General features: G+C 40.1%; 26 protein-coding genes and 4 tRNA genes (1 of these 30 cut by a window edge). 29 read left to right on the forward strand and 1 reads right to left on the reverse strand.

Annotation, left to right across the window (positions count from 1 at the left end; translation table 11 throughout):
- The 8 genes from RHP56_RS00855 to RHP56_RS00890 all read left to right on the forward strand — a co-directional run.
- Positions 1-40: transfer RNA gene (locus RHP56_RS00855), tRNA-Asp, on the forward strand (it extends 34 nt beyond the left edge of the window).
- A gap of 20 nt (positions 41-60) precedes the next feature.
- Positions 61-133: transfer RNA gene (locus RHP56_RS00860), tRNA-Phe, on the forward strand.
- A 27-nt stretch (positions 134-160) separates the two neighbouring features.
- A tRNA-Gly gene (locus tag RHP56_RS00865) sits at positions 161-231 on the forward strand.
- A gap of 32 nt (positions 232-263) precedes the next feature.
- Positions 264-337, forward strand: a tRNA-Ile gene (locus RHP56_RS00870).
- A 317-nt stretch (positions 338-654) separates the two neighbouring features.
- Positions 655-1962, forward strand: coding sequence for a serine--tRNA ligase (gene serS / locus RHP56_RS00875; RefSeq protein ID WP_102753672.1), 1308 nt, complete (start codon positions 655-657; stop codon positions 1960-1962).
- A gap of 135 nt (positions 1963-2097) precedes the next feature.
- The gene (gene secA, locus RHP56_RS00880) at positions 2098-4509 is read left to right on the forward strand and encodes a preprotein translocase subunit SecA (RefSeq protein ID WP_011679122.1); all 2412 of its coding nucleotides are present in this window, start codon (positions 2098-2100) and stop codon (positions 4507-4509) included.
- A 50-nt stretch (positions 4510-4559) separates the two neighbouring features.
- Positions 4560-5678 carry a peptide chain release factor 2 gene (prfB, locus tag RHP56_RS00885; protein ID WP_011679123.1) on the forward strand — a complete coding sequence of 373 codons (1119 nt, stop codon included), beginning with the start codon at positions 4560-4562 and terminating at the stop codon, positions 5676-5678.
- A 145-nt stretch (positions 5679-5823) separates the two neighbouring features.
- Complete coding sequence (locus tag RHP56_RS00890; RefSeq protein ID WP_011679124.1) at positions 5824-8304, forward strand: ATP-dependent Clp protease ATP-binding subunit; 2481 nt, start codon at positions 5824-5826, stop codon at positions 8302-8304.
- Positions 8305-8308: 4 nt separating this feature from the next.
- Here RHP56_RS00890 and RHP56_RS00895 read toward each other — a convergent pair whose 3' ends face one another.
- Positions 8309-8968 carry a prepilin peptidase gene (locus tag RHP56_RS00895; RefSeq protein WP_011679125.1) on the reverse strand — a complete coding sequence of 220 codons (660 nt, stop codon included), beginning with the start codon at positions 8966-8968 and terminating at the stop codon, positions 8309-8311.
- Positions 8969-9220: 252 nt separating this feature from the next.
- Between RHP56_RS00895 and rpsL the strand changes: the two genes are divergently transcribed.
- The 21 genes from rpsL to rplX all read left to right on the forward strand — a co-directional run bounded on the left by rpsL (position 9221) and on the right by rplX (position 23769).
- Positions 9221-9634, forward strand: coding sequence for a 30S ribosomal protein S12 (gene rpsL, locus RHP56_RS00900; RefSeq protein WP_004911305.1), 414 nt, complete (start codon positions 9221-9223; stop codon positions 9632-9634).
- A gap of 15 nt (positions 9635-9649) precedes the next feature.
- Positions 9650-10120: a 30S ribosomal protein S7 gene (rpsG, locus tag RHP56_RS00905; RefSeq protein WP_011679126.1), complete on the forward strand. Its 471-nt coding sequence runs from the start codon at positions 9650-9652 to the stop codon at positions 10118-10120.
- A gap of 160 nt (positions 10121-10280) precedes the next feature.
- Complete coding sequence (gene fusA / locus RHP56_RS00910; RefSeq protein WP_011679127.1) at positions 10281-12392, forward strand: elongation factor G; 2112 nt, start codon at positions 10281-10283, stop codon at positions 12390-12392.
- 90 nt (positions 12393-12482) lie between these two features.
- Positions 12483-13676, forward strand: coding sequence for a CynX/NimT family MFS transporter (locus RHP56_RS00915; RefSeq protein ID WP_011679128.1), 1194 nt, complete (start codon positions 12483-12485; stop codon positions 13674-13676).
- An 80-nt stretch (positions 13677-13756) separates the two neighbouring features.
- Complete coding sequence (locus RHP56_RS00920) at positions 13757-14863, forward strand: ABC transporter ATP-binding protein (RefSeq protein ID WP_011679129.1); 1107 nt, start codon at positions 13757-13759, stop codon at positions 14861-14863.
- Positions 14850-15671: an ABC transporter permease gene (locus RHP56_RS00925; protein WP_036089524.1), complete on the forward strand. Its 822-nt coding sequence runs from the start codon at positions 14850-14852 to the stop codon at positions 15669-15671. The genes RHP56_RS00920 and RHP56_RS00925 overlap by 14 nt, the downstream gene beginning before the upstream one ends.
- A 13-nt stretch (positions 15672-15684) precedes the next feature.
- Positions 15685-16515, forward strand: a complete 831-nt coding sequence (locus RHP56_RS00930; RefSeq protein WP_011679131.1) for an ABC transporter permease — start codon at positions 15685-15687, stop codon at positions 16513-16515.
- Between the two features lies 1 nt (position 16516).
- On the forward strand, positions 16517-17596 hold the full coding sequence (locus tag RHP56_RS00935; RefSeq protein ID WP_011679132.1) for an ABC transporter substrate-binding protein: 1080 nt from the start codon (positions 16517-16519) through the stop codon (positions 17594-17596).
- A 296-nt stretch (positions 17597-17892) separates the two neighbouring features.
- Positions 17893-18201, forward strand: coding sequence for a 30S ribosomal protein S10 (gene rpsJ / locus RHP56_RS00940; protein WP_002816040.1), 309 nt, complete (start codon positions 17893-17895; stop codon positions 18199-18201).
- Between the two features lie 73 nt (positions 18202-18274).
- Complete coding sequence (rplC, locus tag RHP56_RS00945; protein ID WP_011679133.1) at positions 18275-18961, forward strand: 50S ribosomal protein L3; 687 nt, start codon at positions 18275-18277, stop codon at positions 18959-18961.
- A 32-nt stretch (positions 18962-18993) separates the two neighbouring features.
- Entirely contained in the window at positions 18994-19617 is a 624-nt protein-coding gene (gene rplD / locus RHP56_RS00950; RefSeq protein ID WP_011679134.1) for a 50S ribosomal protein L4, read from the forward strand.
- Entirely contained in the window at positions 19617-19904 is a 288-nt protein-coding gene (gene rplW, locus RHP56_RS00955; RefSeq protein ID WP_002816036.1) for a 50S ribosomal protein L23, read from the forward strand. The genes rplD and rplW overlap by 1 nt, the downstream gene beginning before the upstream one ends.
- A 21-nt stretch (positions 19905-19925) precedes the next feature.
- Positions 19926-20759 carry a 50S ribosomal protein L2 gene (rplB, locus tag RHP56_RS00960; protein ID WP_002816035.1) on the forward strand — a complete coding sequence of 278 codons (834 nt, stop codon included), beginning with the start codon at positions 19926-19928 and terminating at the stop codon, positions 20757-20759.
- Positions 20760-20776: 17 nt separating this feature from the next.
- Positions 20777-21055, forward strand: coding sequence for a 30S ribosomal protein S19 (gene rpsS, locus RHP56_RS00965; RefSeq protein WP_002816034.1), 279 nt, complete (start codon positions 20777-20779; stop codon positions 21053-21055).
- A 14-nt stretch (positions 21056-21069) separates the two neighbouring features.
- Positions 21070-21426 (forward strand): 50S ribosomal protein L22, encoded by a 357-nt coding sequence (gene rplV, locus RHP56_RS00970; RefSeq protein ID WP_002816032.1) that lies wholly within the window; start codon positions 21070-21072, stop codon positions 21424-21426.
- Positions 21426-22097, forward strand: a complete 672-nt coding sequence (gene rpsC / locus RHP56_RS00975) for a 30S ribosomal protein S3 (RefSeq protein WP_002816031.1) — start codon at positions 21426-21428, stop codon at positions 22095-22097. Before rplV ends, rpsC begins: the two co-directional genes overlap by 1 nt.
- 14 nt (positions 22098-22111) lie before the next feature.
- Positions 22112-22525, forward strand: a complete 414-nt coding sequence (gene rplP, locus RHP56_RS00980; protein WP_002816029.1) for a 50S ribosomal protein L16 — start codon at positions 22112-22114, stop codon at positions 22523-22525.
- A complete protein-coding gene (rpmC, locus tag RHP56_RS00985) occupies positions 22525-22731 on the forward strand; it encodes a 50S ribosomal protein L29 (protein WP_002816028.1) in 207 nt (68 codons plus the stop codon). The genes rplP and rpmC overlap by 1 nt, the downstream gene beginning before the upstream one ends.
- Before the next feature lie 22 nt (positions 22732-22753).
- Positions 22754-23020 carry a 30S ribosomal protein S17 gene (rpsQ, locus tag RHP56_RS00990; RefSeq protein WP_002816027.1) on the forward strand — a complete coding sequence of 89 codons (267 nt, stop codon included), beginning with the start codon at positions 22754-22756 and terminating at the stop codon, positions 23018-23020.
- A 48-nt stretch (positions 23021-23068) separates the two neighbouring features.
- Positions 23069-23437, forward strand: a complete 369-nt coding sequence (rplN, locus tag RHP56_RS00995) for a 50S ribosomal protein L14 (RefSeq protein WP_002816026.1) — start codon at positions 23069-23071, stop codon at positions 23435-23437.
- Positions 23438-23460: 23 nt separating this feature from the next.
- Positions 23461-23769, forward strand: coding sequence for a 50S ribosomal protein L24 (gene rplX, locus RHP56_RS01000; RefSeq protein ID WP_011679135.1), 309 nt, complete (start codon positions 23461-23463; stop codon positions 23767-23769).
- The last annotated feature ends 17 nt before the right edge of the window (positions 23770-23786 follow it).

The following is a 23786-nucleotide window of genomic DNA, read 5'->3' on the forward strand; positions in this document are numbered from 1 at the left end:
GTCACGCAGGAGATCGCGGGTTCGAGCCCCGCTGTGACCGTTCATTGGGAACAATGAGATGGCTCTGTAGCTCAGTTGGTAGAGCAATGCATTGAAGCTGCATGTGTCGGCGGTTCGATTCCGTCCAGCGCCATAGGGAGAGGATCCCGAAGAAAAGCTTGCGAATGTAGTTCAATGGTAGAATTCCAGCCTTCCAAGCTGGCTATGCGGGTTCGATTCCCGTCATTCGCTTTTGTCTATGTAAGAGTAGGCAAGGGGAATACGGGCCATTAGCTCAGTTGGTTAGAGCGCTGTGTTGATAACGCAGAGGTCCCAGGTTCGAGTCCTGGATGGCCCATTAAGAAGTAGGAGAGGTTTAACTCTCCTTTTTTGTTGCCTTTTGGTAGATAATGGGTTAAAATGAGAACATCAGTTACCATAAGTAGCGCATTTTAGAAAATCATTGGTTGATGAAAAATGGTACGCGTGAAACTCCAGTAACAAACAGTTTAGCAGGTAATGCTGCTCGGGATCACCGTTATTGATAATGAAGTGTTATGGTTTATTTATATAATCATAAAAATTGGGTGGTACCACGGAAATGCGTTTTTCGTCCCTTGTTTAGCGACGAGAGAAGAACGCGTTTTTTATTTTATGAAAAAGAGGACATATTAAATGTTAGATATACGTTATATGCGTAAAAACAGCGCAAAAGTCAAGCAACGTTTAGAATACCGTGGCGTTAACCCAGAAACAATTGACGAGTTATTGGAACTTGACCAAAAACGACGGGATTTGATCCAAAAAGTTGAGTCTCTTAAAGCACAACGTAATGATGTATCAGATAAAATTGCTTTTGCTAAGCGTCAAAAAGAAGATGCTAGTGAAGCAATTTTGCAAATGAAGCAAGTCGGGGCAGATATTAAGAGTCTTGATAATGAGCAAACATTGCTGGATGAACAGGTTCGAGAAATCGCTGCTCATTTGCCAAACTTGGCTGCTGTTGATGTACCAGTTGGGCCAGATGAATCTGCTAACGTAGAACAACGAAAGTGGGCCCCAGAGGAATATGGATCACGTCCGCATGCCTTAGAAGAAGCATCGTGGGTTAAAGCTCATTATGAAATTGGAGAGAATCTGGGGATACTTGACTTTGAGAGAGGCGCAAAAGTTTCTGGTGCCCGCTTCTTATACTACGTTGGTGATGGGGCAAGGCTTGAACGTGCTGTCTATAACTTTATGTTAGATGAGCATAGGCAAGAAGGTTACACTGAAATGATCACGCCGATTGTGGTGAATGATTCAGCAATGTTTGGAACAGGACAATATCCAAAGTTTCAAGATGATGCTTATCGTGTAGAGGGATTGAATCAAACATATATTCCAACAGCGGAAGTCCCTTTGACTAACTATTATTCAGGTGAAGAATTGCCAAGTGAGGACTTACCAATCAAGTTCACTGCGCTGTCACCTTCTTTCCGTAAAGAAGCGGGATCGGCAGGTAAAGATACGCGTGGATTAATCCGTTTGCATCAATTTAATAAGGTTGAAATGGTTAAATTTACCAAACCAGAAGATTCTTACGAAGAATTAGAAAAGATGACACTAGATGCGGAAAACATTTTACAAAAATTGAATTTGCCTTATCATGTGATTGTATTGTCAACAGGCGACATGGGATTCTCAGCAGCAAAAACATATGATATTGAGGTCTGGATGCCACAGCAGAACGTTTATCGAGAAATTTCTTCAGTATCAAACACTGAAGATTTCCAAGCCCGTCGAATGCACATTACCTATCGTGATGCAGATAATAAGTTACAGCTTGTGCATACATTAAATGGTTCTGGTCTAGCAGTAGGGCGAACAGTAGCGGCTATTTTAGAAAACTATCAAAATGAGGATGGTTCAGTAACTATTCCAGAAGTTTTGCGACCTTATTTAGCCGGACAAGAGAAGCTTGAGCCAACAACACACCATTAATTCAAAGGAAGGGTCTATATTTTGGACTCTTTTTTTGGTATAATTAGTCATATAATACACATATTTTGCAGTAATATACAAAAAATAGATTTTAGAGGAGAAACGAGCGAACTTATTACTCGCACGTTAAAAGTAATGGCCAATCCAATACGTAAATTAGTTGATAATTCAAAGCAACAACTAAAGAAATTAAATAAAATTGCCGATCAAGTCGAAAGTTATGCAGACACTATGGCTAGCATGTCAGATAGTGAGTTACAGGCTAAAACTGGAGAATTCAAGTCAAAAATTGCTGATGCAATTGATGGTATTGAGGACAAGGATAAGCAAAATAAGGCTTTGGCAAAAGTTTTAGACGAGCTGTTACCAGAAGCTTTTGCTGTGGCGCGGGAGGGAGCTAAACGAGTTCTTGGTTTGTATCCTTTCCATGTTCAAATCATGGGATCCATCGTATTACACGGTGGAAATTTAGCTGAAATGCGCACAGGTGAAGGTAAAACCTTGACAGCAACAATGGCTGTTTATTTAAATGCGTTATCAGGTCGCGGTGTGCATGTTGTTACAGTGAACGATTATTTATCCGCTCGAGATGCGGAACAAATGGGTCAATTATACAATTGGCTTGGATTGACAGTCGGTGTCAATGTTGGTGATGCGCCAGCAGAAGAAAAGCGTGCTGCTTACAACGCTGATATCACTTATTCTACCAACTTTAACATCGGGTTTGATTACCTACGTGATAACATGGTACGACGCGCAGACGAGCGTGTTATGCAACGAGGATTGAACTTTGCACTTATCGATGAAGCAGATTCAATTTTGATTGATACGGCACGTACACCTTTGATTATTTCTGGACCAGGTTCAGGAGTCTCCCAACTTTATGCTCGCGCTGACCGTTTCGTGAAAACTTTGCAACGTGATGAGGACTTTAAGGTTGATGAAGAAGCCAAGGCGACTTTGTTAACACCTGAAGGAATTCACAAAGGCGAGATATTCTTTAACTTGAATAACTTATATGATGCTGACGATACAGCCTTAACGCATCATATTGACCAAGCCTTGCGGGCTAATTTTAATTACATTAAAGATAAGGATTATGTCGTTCAAGATGGCGAGGTTAAGTTGATTGATCAGTCAACGGGCCGTATTTCTGAAGGAACACGTTTATCAGACGGTTTGCACCAAGCTATTGAAGCTAAAGAAAACGTCGAGATTCAAGAAGAAAATAAATCAATGGCGCAAATTACTTATCAAAATTTGTTCCGTATGTATAAGAAACTTTCAGGTATGACTGGAACCGCTAAAACTGAGGAAGAAGAATTACGTGAAATTTACAATATGGAAGTAATCAGTATTCCTACGAACCGTCCTGTTAGACGTGTGGATAAACCTGATTTGCTTTATACGTCTATTCGTGCCAAGTATAATGCGGTTGTTAAATTGATTGTTGAATTGCATGAAAAGGGACAACCTATCTTAATTGGTACGGGATCTGTCGAAGATTCAGAATTATTATCAAAAATATTGATGACGAAAAATTTGCCTCACAATGTTTTAAATGCCAAAAACAATGCCAAAGAAGCTGAGATTATTGCTAATGCCGGACAGCGTGGTGCAATAACTGTTGCAACCAACATGGCTGGTAGAGGGACTGATATTAAACTTGGTCCTGGTGTTGCGGAACTCGGTGGGTTAGTTGTTATTGCCACAGAACGTCATGAATCACGACGTATTGATAATCAGTTACGTGGTCGTGCAGGACGTCAGGGAGATGAAGGCTTTTCACAATTCTTTCTTTCATTGGAAGATGATTTGATGATTCGTTTTGGTGCTGAACGTGTCCGCTTGATGATGCAGAGAATGAATTTGGATGAAGATACAGTGATTACCAATCGGTTTATTACTCGTTCTGTCGAATCAGCCCAAAAACGTGTTGAAGGAAACAACTATGATACACGTAAAAATGTTTTGCAGTACGATGATGTTGTACGTGAACAACGTGAATTGATTTATCATGAACGTGATGTTGTCATTGATGAATCAGAGTCATTGGAATGGGTTTTGATGCCAATGGTTGAACGTACTATTAACCGTGTCGTGGATGCTCAAACGAAAGAGAAGAAGTCTTCCGATTGGAATCTGCCGCAAATTGTTGCTTTTGTTGGCAATGCCCTAGCACATGATGATGCCGTTACAGTGCAACAACTGCAGGGATTGACTCGTGATGAAATCAAAGCAAAATTATTAGAGCTAGCGAAGTTGAATTATAAAGAAAAGCAAAGCCAGCTTTATGATCCAGAACAAATGTTGGAGTTCGAGAAAGTTGTTATTTTGAGAGCAGTTGATCAACACTGGACAGATCATATAGATTCTCTTGATCGGTTGCGTCAAGGTGTTGGTTTACGTGGATATGGACAATTAAATCCACTCATCGAATATCAAAGCGAAGCATTTGCGAACTTTCAAAAAATGATTGCAGATGTTGAATATGACACAACACGCACATTTATGAAAGCTGAAATTCGTCAGAATTTACGTTCTTAATATACAAATAAAAGCGAACTTTGTTCGTTTTTATTTTGAAAGGAATTAATATGGAAATTATTGATGCAAAGCATGCCGTCAGTGATATGCAGGAGAATATCGAACGTTTTCGCGGAACGCTCGATATGGAAGCACTTACGGAAGAAATTGCTGATTATGAAAATCGTATGACGGAACCTGATTTTTGGAACGACAATGAAAAAGCGCAAAAGGTTATTGAAGAAAATAATGTTTTAAAAAATCGTCGTGATTCATTTTTGAATTTAACAAATCAAGTTGAAGAATTAGAACTATTAATAGAAATGGCTGTGGAAGATCCTGAGGATGAGGACACGCTAGGTGAACTTGAAGCAGGGGTTGCGAAGGCGCAAAAAGATATTGATGCTTATAATTTAGAGCAACTATTAACTGAGCCGTATGATGCAAATAATGCCATTTTAGAAATTCATCCAGGTTCTGGTGGTACTGAGTCGACAGACTGGGGTGCTAACCTATATCGTATGTACACGCGTTGGGCACAGCAACATGATTTTCAAGTTGAAACCTTAGATTATCATGCAGGAGATGAAGCGGGTATTGATAGTGCAACGATTAAAGTAACTGGACATAATGCCTATGGCTTTTTACGAAGCGAAAAAGGTGTGCACCGTTTCGTAAGAATTTCTCCTTTTGATAGCGCTGGTCGACGTCATACGAGTTTCGTATCAGTTGATGTAATGCCTGAGCTAGACGATTCAATTGAGGTTGAGGTACGTGATGATGATGTTAAAATGGATGTGTTCCGTTCTGGTGGCGCCGGTGGACAAAACGTCAACAAAGTTTCAACAGGTGTTCGTCTAACGCATGAACCGACAGGAATTGTTGTTTCATCAACTGTAGAGCGTACTCAGTATGGTAACCGTGATTATGCCATGCGTCTGTTGAAAAGTAAGCTATACCAGTTGGAATTAGAGAAAAAAGAAGCTGAGCGTGCGGCGTTGACAGGCGAAAAAATGGAAAATGGTTGGGGATCACAGATTCGCTCTTACGTTTTGCACCCCTATCAAATGGTTAAGGATCATCGAACAAATTATGAAACTAACCAACCACAAGCAGTACTGGATGGTGATTTAGATCCTTTCATCAATGCGTACTTGCAGTGGCAGTTATCACTTAAAAATCCTAATTAATAAAAAGTCGAAACATTACTGTTTCGACTTTTTAAATTTTATAAGTATAAAATAGACTAAACAAAAAGATTTCCTAATAAATGTTTAATAGGTTATAATATAAGTCAATATAAGACGTAGGCAGCCTAATTTTAAGGAGGCAAACATGGATAATAATTATACACCAAGTGCGCAAAATGTATTGGTTTTGGCACAGGAACAAGCAAAGTATTTTAAGCACCAAGCTGTGGGTACAGAACATCTTTTACTCGCCCTAGCAATAGAAAAAGAAGGCATCGCCAGTAAGATATTAGGTCAGTTTAATGTTATGGACGATGATATTCGTGAGGAAATTGAACACTTTACAGGATATGGTATCACTAGTCGGTATGATAAAAACATCTATTTACCTTATTCACCAAAAGCGGCAGATATTTTACATCAAGCGAATGAAGAGTTGCGTGCTTTAGCACAATCAAAAGTTGGAACAGAGCACATTTTGTTAGCTTTATTACAGGATGAAAGCATACTATCTTCACGAATTTTACTAGCATTAGACGTTAATTTACAAGATATGCGTCGTGCAATTCTTCGAAAATTAGGCATTACTGATGTGCGGAAGCAAATGAAGCAACAGGAGAAGCAGCAAGCATCAGCGGGAACCCCTACTTTAGATGGATTGGCACGTGATTTGACTCAAATGGCGCGAGACAACAAAATTGATCCAGTAATCGGTCGCCCAAAGGAGGTTCGTCGTGTTATACAAATACTATCCAGACGAACAAAAAATAATCCTGTATTGATTGGAGAACCTGGTGTTGGAAAAACTGCCATTGCTGAAGGACTGGCACAAAAAATCGTAGACGGTGAAGTACCTGAAAACTTAGCCAAGAAACGGTTGATGGCATTGGACATGGGGTCACTGGTTGCAGGAACAAAATATCGTGGAGAATTTGAAGACCGATTAAAAAAAATCATTGAAGAAATTTATAATGATGGCGAGGTCATTCTATTTATCGATGAGTTGCATACATTGATTGGTGCAGGTGGCGCCGAAGGCGCCATTGATGCATCGAATATTTTAAAGCCAGCATTAGCACGTGGTGAATTGCAAACTTTGGGTGCTACGACATTTGATGAGTATCAAAAATATGTCGAATCCGATGCAGCTTTAGAGCGCCGCTTTGCATCAGTAACAGTTGATGAACCAACTCAAGATGATGCTATTGCTATTTTGAAAGGAATTCGTTCTCATTTTGAGAAACATCATCAAGTTCAGATTGATGATGCAGCTATTGAAGCGGCTGTGAAACTTTCGGCTCGCTATATTTCGGATAGATTTTTGCCCGATAAAGCCATTGATTTGATGGATGAAGCTGGAGCAAAAGTACGTATTGATGCCACTGGGAAAGCAACACCAATATCGAAAGCCAAGGTTCGTTTTGCAGAAGTTCAAGCGGAAAAAGAAGCTGCTATTACGTCATTGGACTTTGAAAAGGCAGCCCAGTTGCGCACTGAAGAGATGAAATTGAAGCAGAAACTGGCAAAGTCAGAAGCTAAAGATACTCAAAATAACCAAAAAGAAAATGCTGAACGATATTCGCTTCATGTTACAGAAGAAGATATTGCTGAGGTTATTTCGCAACAAACCGGTGTGCCTGTTATGCAAATGGAAAAGAACGAGCAACAACGTTTGGTCAATTTGGAGTCAGTTCTGGGGCGCCGTGTTATTGGACAAAAGACAGCTATATCCGCAGTGGCTAGAGCAATTCGTCGTGCTCGTTCTGGATTAAAAGACCCTAGTCGCCCGATTGGTACATTTATGTTTTTGGGACCAACTGGTGTTGGAAAAACAGAACTAGCTAAAGCGTTAGCTGAAGCAATATTTGGCAGCGAAGATAACTTGATTCGAATTGACATGTCAGAGTATCAGGAACGTTGGTCATCTAGTCGTTTGATTGGTTCGGCACCCGGATATGTTGGTTACGACGAAGGTGGCCAATTAACGGAGCAGGTTCGTAATCATCCCTATTCTGTTGTCCTATTGGATGAAGCGGAAAAAGCGCATCAAGACATCTTTAATTTAATGTTACAGGTGTTTGATGATGGTTATTTAACGGATTCAAAAGGACGAAAGGTTGATTTCAAAAACACAATCATCATTATGACTTCCAATCTTGGTGCAACACGATTGCGTGATGAAAAATCAGTTGGGTTTGGTGCAGTTGATTTGAAGGACGATCACGAAGCAGTAGCTGCAAAAATACGTGAAACCTTAAAAGAAACATTCCGACCAGAATTTATTAACCGACTAGATGAAGCTATCGTGTTTGAAAGTTTGACGAAGCCTGAATTGCATGAAATTGTCAAGCTAATGAGTCGTTCAGTTCTACAGCGTGTTGCTGAGCAAGGTATCAGTGTTAAGATAACACCAGCAGCAATTGACGTAGTAGCTTCAGCGGGATTTGATCCCGAATATGGTGCGCGTCCAATTAGACGTGCACTCCAAACTAAAGTTGAAGATGCATTAAGTGAAGAATTACTGCGAGGTAATATCACAACTGATGATGCGGTAACGATTGGTGCCAAAAATGGTGAAATCAGAATTAGCACAAAGCCATTAAAGAAAGATACGACAAAAGCGTAAGTTTTTAAAGTAAAAATAATATGTAAAGATTAGTGATTACCCAACCACCGCTTAAAAACGGTACAAAGGGTAATCTTTTTTGTTGTGAGTATAATAGATAGAGTAAAGCCAGGCAACAACTGATGAGTAAAGTACAAGAAAAAATAACAGGCGTGTTTGATAGTACTAAACTTAGTAGTACCGGTATATCACCACTGCCTAATGTGTGCCGATGTTTTACAAGAATTATAGATAAAATTAAAATGAGGACTGTTAAACACAGATGTGCAGCATCATGATGAAGTATAAGTAGATAGCCTATCCAGGGGAATAAAATATTCGCGTGTATGCTTTGTTTCGAACAGTCTTCTAACGATAAAAATAATAATAAGACTCCTGTAATCCAAGTTACAGGTGTAGCCCATAAGAGTGTGCCAATTAATATATAAGACAATTCAAAAATAGCATAGTAGTGACCAAAATGAGCATGACAATAGCGACATTTGTTGCGTAGAACACATGCCGAAATAACTGGTATAATATCAAACCAAGCTAAATTATGATCGCAATAAAAACAAAAAGAGCGTTGTATTTTCAAAGAGACACTGTTGGACAACCGAGCCGCAGCACATATAATAGTTGAGACGATAATACTATTAAACAAAAAGACAAATATATTTTCCATAACTTATCATACGTTGTGGTAATCATTTTTTCATTTAGCATGGAAAGTTGTTAAAACCTATTGACAACACGGCTCAAAATGGTATTATATTGAACGTGCTTTTGAGTAATCTGTTCTGTGACATCGTCACACTGTGCTGAACGGCGCTGTAAAGGCAATTGTCAGCAGATTTTCAGTGATATGATTTTTGGAAATATAAAAATGATACACCTGGAACTGTGAAATTAATGAAAATTTAAAGGAGACTGTAGCATGCCTACAATTAACCAACTGGTTCGTAAGCCACGTAAGTCAAAGGTTTCTAAGTCAAAATCACCTGCTTTGAACTTTGGCTACAACTCAATGAAGAAGAAGGCAACTAATAATGCTGCACCACAAAAGCGTGGTGTTGCTACTCGTGTTGGAACAATGACACCTAAGAAGCCTAACTCAGCTTTGCGTAAGTACGCCCGTGTGCGTCTTTCAAACTTATATGAAGTAACTGCATATATTCCAGGTATTGGACACAACTTGCAAGAACACTCTGTTGTTTTGATTCGTGGTGGCCGTGTTAAGGATTTGCCTGGTGTACGTTACCACATTATCCGTGGAGCTTTGGATACTGCGGGCGTTGATGGTCGTATGACTTCACGTTCAAAGTATGGCACAAAGGCACCAAAGAAGTAAGAAGGAGACTGACTAATGCCACGTAAAGGTTATACTAAGCGTCAGGAAATTTTGCCTGACCCAATTTACAACTCAAAGCTCGTTTCACGTTTGATCAACAAGTTGATGCTTGATGGTAAGCGTGGTACAGCTTCAACAATTTTGTACGATGCTTTTGATCGTATCAAGGAAGCAACTGGTAACGATCCATTAGAAGTTTTCGAACAAGCTATGGAAAACATTATGCCAGTATTGGAAGTTAAGGCTCGCCGTGTTGGTGGTTCTAACTACCAAGTGCCAATCGAAGTTCGTCCAGATCGTCGTTCAACTTTGGGACTTCGCTGGTTAGTTAACTACTCACGTTTGCGTAACGAACATACAATGGATGAACGTTTAGCTAAAGAAATCATGGATGCCGCTAATGATACTGGCGCATCTGTAAAGAAGCGTGAAGACACACACAAGATGGCTGAAGCGAACCGTGCATTTGCACACTACCGTTGGTAAAAATTTGATACTGAGGCTAGTAGATAATACAACCCTTGGTATGCAGATAGTGTACAATTGTCATAGATGGTGTTTGTCACACACAAGCACCGTCAAAAAGCGAACACAACTATGTGTCGCTTTTTGTTGCATATAGAACTAAACCAGGAGATAACTCACAATGGCAAAACGTGAATACCCACTAGAACGTACACGTAATATCGGAATCATGGCCCACATTGATGCGGGTAAGACAACGACTACTGAACGTATCTTGTACTATACAGGTAAAATTCACAAAATTGGTGAAACACATGATGGTGCTTCACAAATGGATTTCATGGAACAAGAAAAGGAACGTGGAATCACTATCCAATCAGCTGCTACAACAGCTGTATGGCATGGTTTCTTTGACCAATTCGCTAAAACACCTTACCGTGTCAACATCATTGATACACCAGGGCACGTTGATTTCACAATTGAAGTTGAACGTGCATTGCGTGTTTTGGATGGTGCCGTAGCGGTTTTGGATGGCGCTGCCGGTGTTGAACCACAAACTGAAACAGTTTGGCGTCAGGCAACAACATATGATGTACCACGTATCGTATTTGTTAACAAAATGGATAAGTTGGGTGCTGACTTCCAAATGTCAGTGGATTCAATTCACGAACGTTTGCAAGTTAATGCAGAAGCTATTCAATGGCCAATTGGTGCTGAAGATGACTTCGAAGCGGTTATTGACTTAATCACACAAGAAGCATACTATCCTGAAGATGATTTGGGCGAAAAGTGGGCACCTCGTGAAATTCCTGAAGAATTGAAGGAATTAGCAGAAGAAAAGCGCAACACATTGATTGAAGCTGTAGCTGATGTTGATGATGATTTGATGGAAAAGTATCTTGAAGGTGAAGATATTTCAATCGAAGAATTAAAAGCTGCAATTCGTCGTGCTACTTTGGCATTGCAATTCTACCCAGTTCTTGCAGGCTCTGCCTACAAGGATAAGGGTGTCCAAATGATGTTGGATGCGGTTGTTGATTATTTGCCAGGACCTTTGGATGTTAAGCCATATATCGCTAACGACCCAAAGACTGATGAAGAAATTGACTTGATTGCTGATGATTCAAAGCCATTTGCTGCTTTGGCATTTAAAATCATGACTGATCCATTCGTTGGTCGTTTGACATTTATGCGTGTGTATACTGGTACTTTGAAGTCTGGTTCATACGTACAAAACACATCTTCTGATACTCGTGAACGTGTTGGTCGTTTGCTACAAATGCATGCTACTTCACGTACTGAAATCGAAGAGGTATTCTCAGGTGATATCGCTGCTGCGATTGGCTTGAAGAATACAACAACTGGTGATTCATTGACAGATGTTAGTCATCAATTGATTCTTGAATCAATGGAATTCCCAGAACCTGTTATTGAATTGGCTATTGAGCCAAAGACAAAGGCTGACCAAGACAAGTTGTCAAATGCTATTCAAAAGTTAGCTGAAGAAGATCCATCATTCCGTGCAACAACAAACCAAGAAACTGGTCAAACTTTGATCGCTGGAATGGGTGAATTGCAATTGGATATCATGGTTGATCGTATGCGCCGTGAGTTTAACGTTGAAGCAACCGTTGGTGCGCCTCAAGTTGCTTATCGTGAAGCGTTTACCAAGACAGTTCAAGCTCGTGGATTCTTCAAACGTCAATCTGGTGGTAAGGGTCAATATGGTGATGTTTATATTGAATTCGCACCAAACGAAGAAGGCGCTGGCTTTGAATTCGAAGATGCTATTGTTGGTGGTGTTGTGCCACGTGAATACATCCCTTCAGTTGAAGCTGGTTTGAAGGATGCATTAAATGCTGGTCCTTTGGCTGGATTCCCATTAGTTGACTTGAAGGCTAAGTTGTATGATGGTTCATATCACGATGTCGATTCTAGTGAAGCTGCCTTTAAGATTGCTGCATCATTGGCTTTGAAGGAAGCTGCAAAGACGGCTGGTGCGGTTATTCTTGAACCTATCATGGCTGTTGATATTGTTGCACCTGAAGACAACCTTGGTGATGTTATGGGACATGTCTCAGCTCGCCGTGGTATGATCGAAGGTCAAGAATCACGTGGACCTGTATTGGCTGTTAAGGCTAAGGTTCCTTTGTCAGAAATGTTTGGTTATGCAACTACTTTGCGTTCAGCTACGCAAGGTCGTGGTACATTCCAGATGGTATTTGACCACTATGAAGCTGTTCCTAAGAACATTCAAGAAGAAATCATCAAGACAAACGGTCAAGAAGATTAATTCTAATATTTAAATATTTAACTGACAGATGGTTCAGTATAAACGGCGTCACTCATATTGAGTGACGCCGTTTTAATAGGAAAAAGTAAAATGCTGAAAAATAATAAAAATCATAGTAAATTTTTAGTACCCGGGATAATTGTTGTGGGAATGGTTTTACGCTTACCCTTCACGTCTATTCCACCGATATTGGGGAATATTGCGCGTTCATTGCATGTACCGGTTTCTAGTCTAGGAATCTTAACAACGATACCTTTATTGGCGTTCGCCATTTTTTCAGTTTTTGCGCCAAAGGTAGCACAAAAGTTGGGGTTAGAACGTGCTTTCACACTCATGCTTGGATTGCTTATTATTGGTTCGTTCATTCGAATCTTAAATACACCGCTTCTCTACATTGGTACGGCATGCATAGGAGTTGCAATTGCACATATGAACGTTTTATTGCCTAGTGTGATTCGAACGTATTTCCCACAAAAAGTTGGTTTTATGACTTCGATATTTACATTTAGTATGATGCTAGCGACTGCTATAGGGGCTGCGTTATCGGCACCTATTACTGCTGTAACTGGTTGGCATACATTTATAATTTTGTTAACAGTTTTACTAATAATCGCATTACTTGTTTGGTTACCTAATCAAAATTTTGTTCATAATAATCAAACAACTGTTAAAACAAAATCTGAGAATGTTTTGAAACCCAGTATTTGGCGAAATAAGTATGCTTGGCTATTGTTGTTTTTTAGTGGTGTACAGTCAATTATGTTTTATATTCTATTAGCCTGGGGACCAACGATGGCAGTGCAGACCGGTTTGTCGGCTTCTACGGCCAGCCTGTTTGCTGGCTTGAATTCATTGATTGGTCTGCCATTTGCTTTGTTTATTCCATCAATTGTTGCCAGACTTGATAGTGGGCAACGGCAGTGGCTAGTGGGGATGTTCTCAATATTGGGCACTTTAGGATATATGTTGTTACTTTTCCCGCAAGGAACGTTTACCTATTGGCTGATCGTTAATCTATTAATCGGGGTTGGCACATCAGCATTATTCCCATACTTAATGACAACGTTTAGTCTAAAAACTAGTAATGCAGAACAAACAGCACGGCTGTCTGGCATGGCACAAAGCGGTGGCTATTTATTAGCTGCAACTGGGCCACTGTTATTTGGTTATGCATATGGTTGGTTTCATTCTTGGATTCCGCAAATTATTATGTTAATTATCTTATTTATTCTGATGACAGTTGCAATATTAATTGTGGAAAATCAAGATAAAATTTTGGATTAAAAAGCGCAAGTCATCGCGCTTTTTTTGTTTTTATAATTAGTGTAAAATGTATTCTATTGAAAAGATTCGAGGGTGAGCAAGTGAGTGAGAAACAAGTACCAATTATTGCTTTTAATCAAGTAGATTTGTCTTTTGGAGATACACATGTTTTAAATAATGTTGATTTAGAGATAGAAGCTGGTAAATTTTATACTTTACTTGGACCATCTGGTTCAGGAAAATCAACTATCTTGAAACTGATTTCTGGACAGCTAACGGCTGACTCAGGAGATATATCTTTTGAAGGTCAACGTGTTAATGATGTACCTGCGGAAAAGAGAAAAGTGAATACCGTATTCCAAAACTATGCATTATTTCCAAATATGAATGTTTTTGATAACGTTGCTTTTGGTCCGACTCTAAAAGGAATGAATAAGACGGAAATTAAGAACAAAGTGAAAGAAATGCTTAATTTGGTCAAGTTAAGTGATTTTGTTGATCGCGAGATTGATGAGTTATCAGGAGGGCAACAGCAACGCGTTGCGATTGCGCGTGCTTTGGCTAATGACCCAGAGGTTTTATTACTTGATGAGCCTTTGTCAGCTTTAGACTACAAGCTACGTAAAAGTATGCAATATGAACTTCGAGAAATTCAACAGCGCTTAGGGATTACTTTTGTTTTCGTGACACATGACCAAGAAGAAGCATTGGCTATGTCTGATTGGATATTTGTTATGAATGATGGTGTAATTCAACAAAATGGTTCACCAGAAGATATTTATGATGAACCAATCAATCACTTTGTTGCTGATTTTATTGGTGAGAGCAATATTGTTGATGGCATCATGAAGGAAGATTATGTGGTCCATTTTGTGGGTAAAGATTTTGAAAATGTTGATGCAGGAATGCGCCCCAACGAGAGAGTTGAAGTAGTGTTACGACCTGAGGACTTAGATTTGACGTCCATTGAAAATGGTAAATTAGTCGTTACTATTGAAGACCAGTCATTTAGAGGAGACTACTATGAAATTACGGCTAGAGATGATGATGGCAATGAATGGCAAGTTCAGGCAACAAATTCGGCAATAATTGGTGCTAGAGTAGGTTTGACATTTGATCCTGAGGATATCCACATTATGCGATTTAATGAGTCTGAGGACGATTTTGATGCGCGTCTGGAAAGTTATGAGGACGATGATGAAATCTAAACAACAACGTCAAATATTTTATATTGTTCCTTATGGCATCTGGCTATTACTATTTGTTATTGCGCCATTGATACTAATGTTATTTCAGTCATTTACTACTGCTAGTGGACATTTCACATTTAGCAATTATGCGGCCTATTTTGGCAGTGGAACATATTTGCGAATGACTTTCAACTCAGTATGGTACGCATTTTTGATAACAGTGATTACTTTAGTGATTAGTTACCCAACTGCCTATTTATTGAATCAACTGAAACAAAAACAGTTCTGGCTATTGTTAGTCATATTGCCTACATGGATTAATTTACTGTTAAAAACGTATGCTTTTATTGGACTATTGTCCAAGACTGGGACTGTGAATAATTTCATTTCACTTTGGGGCATTGCGCCCCAACAGCTCTTATTTTCGGACTGGAGTTTTTTGCTGGTAGCGGCGTATATCGAAATTCCTTTTATGATTTTACCCATTTTTAATTCGTTAGCGGAGATTGATTCAAGACTTTCTCAGGCTAGCCACGATTTGGGTGCTAATAAGTGGCAGACACTCCGCTACGTTATCTTCCCATTGTCGATGCCAGGTGTTAAGGCCGGTATTCAGGCAGTGTTTATTCCTAGTTTGTCATTATTTATGATTACACGCTTGATTGGAGGTAATCGAGTGATTACCCTAGGAACCGCAATTGAAGAGCACTTCTTGGTCACACAAAATTGGCAAATTGGTTCAACGATTGGCGTAGTTTTGATTGCTGCAATGATTGCTACAATGCTGCTGACACGTGATCGTGCACGTAAAAATCTAAGAAAGTGAGGTATGGCTAATCATGCATAAAAAATTTAGATGGTCTAATTTGTATTTAGTGTTTGTATTTGTTTTGTTGTACTTACCTATTTTCTTTTTGATTATTTACTCCTTTAATGCAGGAGATGTTATGCAAGGATGGGATGGCTTTTCGTTGAAGCATTACACCGAGCTCTTTGTCGACACAAGAATTTTAGAGATTGTGGTTAACACATTTCTGGTTGCGTTATTATCTTCACTACTGGCTAGTATAATTGGCACAGCAGGGGCCCTATATATCTATAATCAACGTCATCAATTGGCGAAAAATATTTTCTTGTCACTTAATAATATTTTACTTGTTTCTCCGGATGTTATTATTGGCGCCTCATTTTTAATTCTATTTACCGTTGTTGGTTTTACACTCGGTTTTACTTCCGTTCTACTTTCGCATATTGCTTTTAGTATACCGATTGTTGTTTTGATGGTATTACCTCGTTTACAGGAGATGAATCCTTATTTAGTCACCGCAGCCAAGGATCTTGGTGCCAATAATTTACAGATGTTGTCTAGGGTAGTATTACCAGTTATATCACCGGGAATTTTAGCGGGATTTTTTATGGCGTTTACTTACTCACTGGACGACTTTGCAGTGACGTTCTTTGTAACAGGAAATGGTTTTTCAACTTTGTCAGTTGAAATATATTCCCGTGCGCGCCAAGGGGTTAGTTTAGAAATCAATGCGTTATCGGCCATGATGTTTTTGGTTTCACTACTATTAGTATTAATCTATTATTTTATTTCCAACAGATCTTCTAAAGGCAAAAAGCGCGGCGGAACAAACCTTGTAATGCCAGCTACGGAGGGACTGTAAGATGAAAAAATTATTATCCAGTGTAGTGGGGATATTAATTGTTGTTGCTTTACTCATTAGTGCGCAGCATTATTTTTCGGCACAGACAGGCACGGGGGACAAGAGCGGCAAAGTTTTGAATTTATATAACTGGGGAGATTATATTGATCCTGCCTTATTAAAAAAATTTACCAAAGAAACTGGCTATAAAGTTAGTTATGAAACTTTTGATTCAAACGAAGCGATGTATATGAAAGTTAAGCAAGGCAGTACATCGTACGACTTAGCAGTGCCTTCAGAATATATGATTGAAAAAATGAAAGCAGATAATTTACTATTACCACTTGACCATAGTAAATTAACTGGTTTGAATAATTACGATAGTCGTTTTCTAAATCAATCTTTTGATAAAGGCAATAAATATTCGGTTCCCTACTTTTGGGGTACACTTGGCATTATTTACAATGATAAATATGTCAAAGCCAAAGACATTCAACATTGGGATGATCTTTGGTCATCAAAGTTTAAAAATCAAATCATGTTAATTGATTCAGCAAGGGATGTTTTGGGTATCACTTTAATTACACAAGGGAAGTCCGTGAATAATAAATCGGTAGCTGATTTAGCTGCAGCACAAGGAAAACTAACAACCTTGATGCCGAATGTCAAAGCGATTATTGCTGACGAGATTAAAATGTATATGGCTCAGGATGAAGCTGCAATAGCCGTCACCTATTCTGGTGAAGCTGCAGAAGCAATGGACAAAAATTCTCATTTGCATTATGTTGTGCCTAATGAGGGATCGAATTTGTGGTTTGACAACATTGTGATGCCAAAAAATGCTAAACATAAAGCAGCAGCATATGCATTTTTGAATTTCATGAGTGAACCGAAAAACGCTGCTCAAAATGCAGAGTATATTGGTTATGCTACACCAAATAAGAAGGCGTTGTCGTTATTACCAAAATCAATTCGGGAAGATAAACAGTTTTATCCAGATGAAAAAACAGTCCGAAATTTACAAACATATGATGATTTAGGACAAAAATGGACAGAGAAGTATAATGATGCATTCTTAGAGTTTAAGATGACGCAGCGATGAAATAAAGTTAGTAGATTTAGTTGTGGAAATTTATTGAAAGAGGGTAATAAACATTTTTAAATTAAAAGAACAAAACCCTTGCCTTGCAAGGGTTTTTCTGTTATTATATTTAAGTACGCTTTTGGAACAGTAGTAGTAAAACCCTACCGAAAGCCTAGTGTATCAATGTTTAGCGATGATGATTAAGGTTGCGACACGCGCGGCCGCGTTGCCATGGGCGCGCAAAACACAAGCAGTGTTGTCGGTTTTTAATCGAAGTTAGCTGATTTACAAAATCAACGAGGAGGCATGAAATAATGGCACAAAAGAAGATCCGTATCCGTTTGAAGGCATACGAACACCGTATCTTGGACCAATCAGCAGAAAAGATTGTTGAAACGGCCAAGCGTACGGGCGCAGAAATTGCTGGTCCTATTCCGCTACCAACTGAACGTACATTATATACAATTTTACGTTCACCACATAAGCATAAGGATAGCCGTGAGCAATTTGAAATGCGTACGCACAAGCGTTTGATCGACATTGTGAACCCTACTGACAAGACAGTTGACGCATTGCGTAAGCTTGAATTGCCATCAGGTGTTGCAATTGAAATCAAGTTGTAATCCATAACGGATATAACTTTCATGCCTCATTGAGGCAAAATTAAAATAAGAAAAATATTTAAGGAGATTAGTCATGACTAAAGGTATCTTAGGCCGCAAAGTCGGTATGACTCAGGTTTTTACAGAATCTGGTGAATTGATCGCCGTGACTGCTGTTGAAGCAACACCAAACGTCGTTTTGCAAGTAAAAAATGCAGAAACAGACGGATACAGTGCTATTCAACTTGGTTACCAAGACAAGCGCACAGTTTTGTCAAACAAACCTGAACAAGGCCATGCTTCAAAAGCAAATACGGCCCCTAAGCGCTACGTTCGTGAAATCCGCAATGCGGGAGACGAATTTAACGTTGGGGATGAGATTAAGGTTGACACATTCCAAGCGGGCGAATACGTCGACGTAACAGGAATCACGAAGGGACATGGTTTCCAAGGTGCTATCAAGCGTTTGGGACAGTCTCGTGGTCCTATGACTCACGGTTCTCGTTACCACCGTCGCCCAGGTTCAATGGGTGCTATTATTAACCGCGTTTTCAAGGGTAAGCTTTTGCCAGGACGTATGGGTAATAATAAGCGAACAATGCAAAATATTGCCATTGTTCATGTTGATGTTGAAAACAATTTGTTGCTTTTGAAGGGTAACGTACCTGGTGCTAACAAATCACTTTTGACAGTCAAATCAACTGTAAAAGTAAACGCAAAGCATCCTGAAGTTAAGATGGCTAATGCATCTGCATCTGCTACTAACTCAGAAGAAGCTTAATATAAATTATATAGAAAGGAGAACAATCAATCATGACTAAAGTTGCTGTATTAAAGCAAGATGGTAGTCAAGCTGCAGAAATTGAATTAAATGACGCAGTATTCGCCATCGAACCTAACAACGCCGTTATTACTGATGCAGTATTGATGCAACGCGCATCATTGCGTCAAGGTACACATGCTGTTAAGAATCGTTCTGCGGTTTCTGGTGGTGGACGTAAGCCTTGGAAGCAAAAGGGTACTGGTCGTGCACGTGCCGGTTCAATTCGTGAACCTCAGTTCCGTGGTGGTGGAATTGTTTTCGGACCTTCACCACGTTCATATGCTTACCGTATTAACCGTAAGGCATATCAATTGGCATTAAAGTCAGTTTTGTCACAAAAAGTCGCTGATAACAAGTTGGTAGTTGTTGATGCTTTGTCATTTGAAGCACCAAAAACACAAGACTTTAAGAAAGTTTTGGCAAACTTGTCAGCTGATAAAAAGACATTAGTAGTTGTTGATGAAGACAACGAAAACGCAATCTTGTCAGCACGTAACTTGGCTAATGTTCAAGTTATGACAACAAAGGGTATCAACGTGCTTGATGTTGTTAATGCAGATAAGCTGGTGATTGTTCAATCATCAATCGAAGAAATCCAAGGAGGTCTTGCCTAATGGATGCACGCGATATTATCCGTCGCCCTATCATCACCGAAGCTTCAATGGCGCAAACAGAACGTAAGCGTTATGTCTTCGAAGTTGATACGCGCGCAACAAAGCCTGAAATTAAAAAAGCTATCGAAGAAATCTTTGAAGTTAAAGTTTCTGGTTTAAACACAGCGAACGTTCGTGGCAAGAAAAAGCGCCAAGGCCGTTATGTTGGTTACACACGTAAATTAAAGAAGGCAACCGTTACGTTGTCAAAAGATTCAAAAGATATTCAAATCTTTAACGAAGGTTAATCTAAATAGGAGGATAAGACATTGGCTATCAAGAGTTATAAGCCAACTTCTGCCGGACGTCGTAATATGACGACTTCAGATTTCGCTGAAATCACGAAGACAACGCCCGAAAAGAGTTTGTTGGCCAAAAAGTCAAAGACTGGTGCACGTAATGCATCTGGTCGTATGACAGTTCGCCACCATGCTGGTGGACATAAGCAAGCCTACCGTATCGTAGACTTCAAGCGTACTAAAGATGACAAGACAGCTACTGTAAAAGCTATCGAATATGATCCAAATCGTACTGCTAACATTGCTTTGTTAGTATACGAAGATGGTATCAAGTCATATATCTTGGCGCCAAAGGGATTGAAGGTTGGCGACAAAGTTCAATCTGGTCCTGATGCCGACATTAAGCCCGGCAATGCCTTGCCATTGAGTGCTATTCCTGAAGGTACTTTGATTCACAATATCGAATTGAAGCCTGGTAAGGGTGGACAATTGGCTCGTTCAGCTGGTGCATCAGCACAAATTTTGGGACGTGATGGTAAATATATCATCGTTCGTTTGACTTCAGGTGAAGTTCGTTTGGTATTAGCTACAAACCGTGCAACAATCGGTGAAGTTGGTAATGCTGAGCATTCATTGATTAACTGGGGTAAAGCTGGTCGTAACCGTTGGCGTGGAAAGCGTCCACACGTTCGTGGATCAGTTATGAACCCTAACGACCATCCACACGGTGGTGGTGAAGGTAAAGCACCAGTTGGTCGTCCAAGTCCTATGTCACCATGGGGTAAGAAGACTGCCGGTAAGAAGACTCGCGATAAGAAGAAGGCTTCAACAAAGTTTATCGTTCGCGGTCGTAAGAGTAAGTAAGGGAAAGGAGACAACTAATGGCTCGTAGTTTAAAAAAGGGACCATTTGCGGACCCACACTTGCTTAAGAAGATTGAAGCGCAAGTTGATTCTGAAAAGAAATCAGTGATCAAGACTTGGTCACGTCGTTCAACAATCTTCCCAAGCTTCATCGGCTTTACAATTGCCGTTTATGATGGTCGCAAGCACGTTCCAGTTTATGTGCAAGAAGATATGGTCGGACACAAGTTAGGTGAATTCGTACCAACTCGTACGTTCAAGGGACACAAGAACGACGATAAAAAGACTGGTAAATAAGGAGGAAGTGAAAAATGGCTGAACAAGTTACATCAGCTCGTGCGACTGCTAAGATCGTTCGCGTTGCCCCACGTAAGGCACGCTTAGTTCTTGACACTATTCGCCGTAAGAGCGTTAACGAAGCATACGCAATTTTGAAGTTCCTACCTAATACTTCTACTGAAGATATTTACAAGGTTTTGAACTCAGCAGTTGCTAATGCTGAAAATAACTTCTCATTAGACCGAGAAGATCTTATTGTGAAGGAAGCCTTTGCTAACGAAGGACCAACGCTTAAGCGTTTCCGCCCTCGTGCTAAAGGTTCTGCTTCACCTATTAACAAGCGTACAAGCCACCTAACAATTGTGGTTGCTGAGAAGGAGGCAAAGTAATGGGTCAAAAGATTAACCCTACTGGATTCCGTGTCGGCGTTATTCGCGACTGGGATGCAAAGTGGTTTGCTGACAAGGCTGACTATGCTAACCAACTTCACGAAGACTTGCGTATTCGTAAGTATATCGAGAAAAACTTAGCAGATGCCTCAGTTGATCGCATTGAAATTGAACGTACAACCAAGTCACGTGTTGACGTTTCTATCCAAACTGCCAAGCCAGGAATGGTTATTGGTAAGGGTGGTTCAGAAGTTGAAAAGCTTCGTACACAATTGGCAAAGTTGACAGACACAGATGAAAAAGGTCGCTCAAAGCGCGTCTTTATTAACATCGTAGAAATCAAAAAGCCGGATTTGAGTGCACATTTGGTTGGACAACAAATCGCTGGTGATTTGGAACGCCGTGTGGCTTTCCGTCGCGCCATGCGTGGTGCTATCCAACGTGCCACTCGTTCAGGTGCTAAGGGTATCAAGGTTATGGTTTCAGGTCGTTTGAATGGTGCTGATATTGCACGTATTGAACAATATACTGAAGGTACAGTGCCTTTGCATACTTTACGTGCCGATATCGATTACTCATGGGATGAAGCAATGACTGCTTATGGAAACTTGGGTATCAAGACTTGGATTTACCGTGGTGATGTATTGCCACAAAAAAAGAACAGTAAGTAAGGAGGGAAGCAAACATGTTAGTACCAAAGCGTGTTAAGTTCCGTCGTGTACACCGTGGTCACATGCGTGGCGAAGCAAAAGGTGGCAAGACGGTAACATTCGGTGATTTTGGCTTGCAAGCAACAACTTCAAGTTGGATTACTAACCGTCAAATTGAAGCTGCTCGTATTGCAATGACACGTTATATGAAGCGTGGTGGTAAGGTTTGGATTAAAATCTTCCCTCATAAGTCATATACATCTAAAGGTGTCGGTGTTCGAATGGGTAACGGTAAAGGTGCACCCGAAGGTTGGGTTGAACCAGTTAAGCGTGGCAAGGTAATGTTTGAAGTTGCAGGTGTTCCTGAAGCAACTGCTCGTGAAGCATTACGTTTGGCACAACACAAGTTGCCTGTACGTACAAAGATTATTGCTCGGGAGGCTGAATAATGGCTAAAGCAAGTGAATTGAAAGAATTGTCACTTGCGGATTTGCAAAAGCGCGAAGCCGAATTCAAGGAAGAATTATTCAACCTACGTTTTCAATTGGCTACTGGTCAACTAGAAAACACGGCGCGTATCGCACAAGTTCGTAAGGACATTGCACGAGTTAAGACAGTTATTCGTGCACAAGAATTGGCAAACGCCAACAAATAAGACGAAAGGAAGAAGCTGAAAAATGAGTGAAGAACGTAATACTCGTAAGGTTTACCAAGGACGAGTTGTTTCAGATAAGATGAACAAGACAATTACTGTTGCTGTTGATACTTATTTGACACATGATGTCTACGGTAAGCGTGTCAAGTACACAAAGAAGTTCAAGGCCCACGATGAAAACAATGCTGCCAAACAAGGCGATATTGTTCAAATCATGGAAACACGTCCTTTGTCTGCAACTAAGCACTTCCGTTTGGTTAAGATCGTTGAAGAGGCTGTTATTCTTTAATGCTCTACCCAAAACGTCGTAATTAATTGCTAACAAGGAGGAAGAACCATGATTCAACAAGAGAGTCGTTTAAAAGTGGCTGACAACTCTGGCGCACGTGAAATCTTGACGATTAAAGTGCTCGGTGGTTCAGGCCGTAAGTTTGCTGGTGTAGGTGACATGATTGTTGCTACAGTTAAGCAAGCTATCCCTGGTGGTAACGTAAAGAAGGGTGACGTCATTAAGGCTGTTATCGTTCGTACTGTTTCTGACGTTCGTCGTGCAGATGGCTCATACATCAATTTTGATGAAAACGCCGCTGTTATCGTGAAGGACGACAAGTCACCAGTAGGTACACGTATTTTTGGTCCGGTTGCACGTGAATTGCGTGACAACGACTATATGCGTATCGTTTCATTGGCACCAGAAGTGCTCTAATACTGACAAGGAGGAGCCAAATCATGTTTGTAAAAACAGGTGATAAGGTTCGCGTCATTGCCGGCAAAGATAAGGGAAAAGAAGGCACAATCACTAAGACTGTTGCTGGAAAAGATCGCGTCGTTGTCGAAGGCGTGAACATCGTTAAGAAGCATCAAAAGCCTTCTAACGAATATCCACAAGGTGGTGTTATCGATATCGAAGCACCAATCCATGTTTCTAACGTGCAATTGCTTGACCCTTCAACTAACGAACCAACGCGTGTTGGATTCAAAGTGGAAGACGGCAAGAAAATTCGCGTATCTAAAAAGTCTGGTAATGTACTAGGCTAATATCGAAAGGTGAAATC

It is taken from the genome of Leuconostoc sp. C5 (genome assembly GCF_056530425.1).

Coding starts and splice junctions, on each gene's coding strand:
- rpsC (WP_002816031.1), top strand. CDS start 21,426: ATGGGTCAAAAGATTAACCCTACTGGATTCCGTGTCGGCGTTATTCGC.
- prfB (WP_011679123.1), top strand. CDS start 4,560: ATGGAAATTATTGATGCAAAGCATGCCGTCAGTGATATGCAGGAGAAT.
- rplN (WP_002816026.1), top strand. CDS start 23,069: ATGATTCAACAAGAGAGTCGTTTAAAAGTGGCTGACAACTCTGGCGCA.
- RHP56_RS00895 (WP_011679125.1), bottom strand. CDS start 8,968: ATGGAAAATATATTTGTCTTTTTGTTTAATAGTATTATCGTCTCAACT.
- rpmC (WP_002816028.1), top strand. CDS start 22,525: ATGGCTAAAGCAAGTGAATTGAAAGAATTGTCACTTGCGGATTTGCAA.
- rplD (WP_011679134.1), top strand. CDS start 18,994: ATGACTAAAGTTGCTGTATTAAAGCAAGATGGTAGTCAAGCTGCAGAA.
- rplW (WP_002816036.1), top strand. CDS start 19,617: ATGGATGCACGCGATATTATCCGTCGCCCTATCATCACCGAAGCTTCA.
- secA (WP_011679122.1), top strand. CDS start 2,098: ATGGCCAATCCAATACGTAAATTAGTTGATAATTCAAAGCAACAACTA.
- rpsS (WP_002816034.1), top strand. CDS start 20,777: ATGGCTCGTAGTTTAAAAAAGGGACCATTTGCGGACCCACACTTGCTT.
- RHP56_RS00915 (WP_011679128.1), top strand. CDS start 12,483: ATGCTGAAAAATAATAAAAATCATAGTAAATTTTTAGTACCCGGGATA.
- rpsJ (WP_002816040.1), top strand. CDS start 17,893: ATGGCACAAAAGAAGATCCGTATCCGTTTGAAGGCATACGAACACCGT.
- RHP56_RS00925 (WP_036089524.1), top strand. CDS start 14,850: ATGATGAAATCTAAACAACAACGTCAAATATTTTATATTGTTCCTTAT.
- RHP56_RS00930 (WP_011679131.1), top strand. CDS start 15,685: ATGCATAAAAAATTTAGATGGTCTAATTTGTATTTAGTGTTTGTATTT.
- rpsQ (WP_002816027.1), top strand. CDS start 22,754: ATGAGTGAAGAACGTAATACTCGTAAGGTTTACCAAGGACGAGTTGTT.
- rplX (WP_011679135.1), top strand. CDS start 23,461: ATGTTTGTAAAAACAGGTGATAAGGTTCGCGTCATTGCCGGCAAAGAT.
- fusA (WP_011679127.1), top strand. CDS start 10,281: ATGGCAAAACGTGAATACCCACTAGAACGTACACGTAATATCGGAATC.
- RHP56_RS00890 (WP_011679124.1), top strand. CDS start 5,824: ATGGATAATAATTATACACCAAGTGCGCAAAATGTATTGGTTTTGGCA.
- rplV (WP_002816032.1), top strand. CDS start 21,070: ATGGCTGAACAAGTTACATCAGCTCGTGCGACTGCTAAGATCGTTCGC.
- rplC (WP_011679133.1), top strand. CDS start 18,275: ATGACTAAAGGTATCTTAGGCCGCAAAGTCGGTATGACTCAGGTTTTT.
- rpsG (WP_011679126.1), top strand. CDS start 9,650: ATGCCACGTAAAGGTTATACTAAGCGTCAGGAAATTTTGCCTGACCCA.
- rpsL (WP_004911305.1), top strand. CDS start 9,221: ATGCCTACAATTAACCAACTGGTTCGTAAGCCACGTAAGTCAAAGGTT.
- RHP56_RS00935 (WP_011679132.1), top strand. CDS start 16,517: ATGAAAAAATTATTATCCAGTGTAGTGGGGATATTAATTGTTGTTGCT.
- serS (WP_102753672.1), top strand. CDS start 655: ATGTTAGATATACGTTATATGCGTAAAAACAGCGCAAAAGTCAAGCAA.
- rplP (WP_002816029.1), top strand. CDS start 22,112: ATGTTAGTACCAAAGCGTGTTAAGTTCCGTCGTGTACACCGTGGTCAC.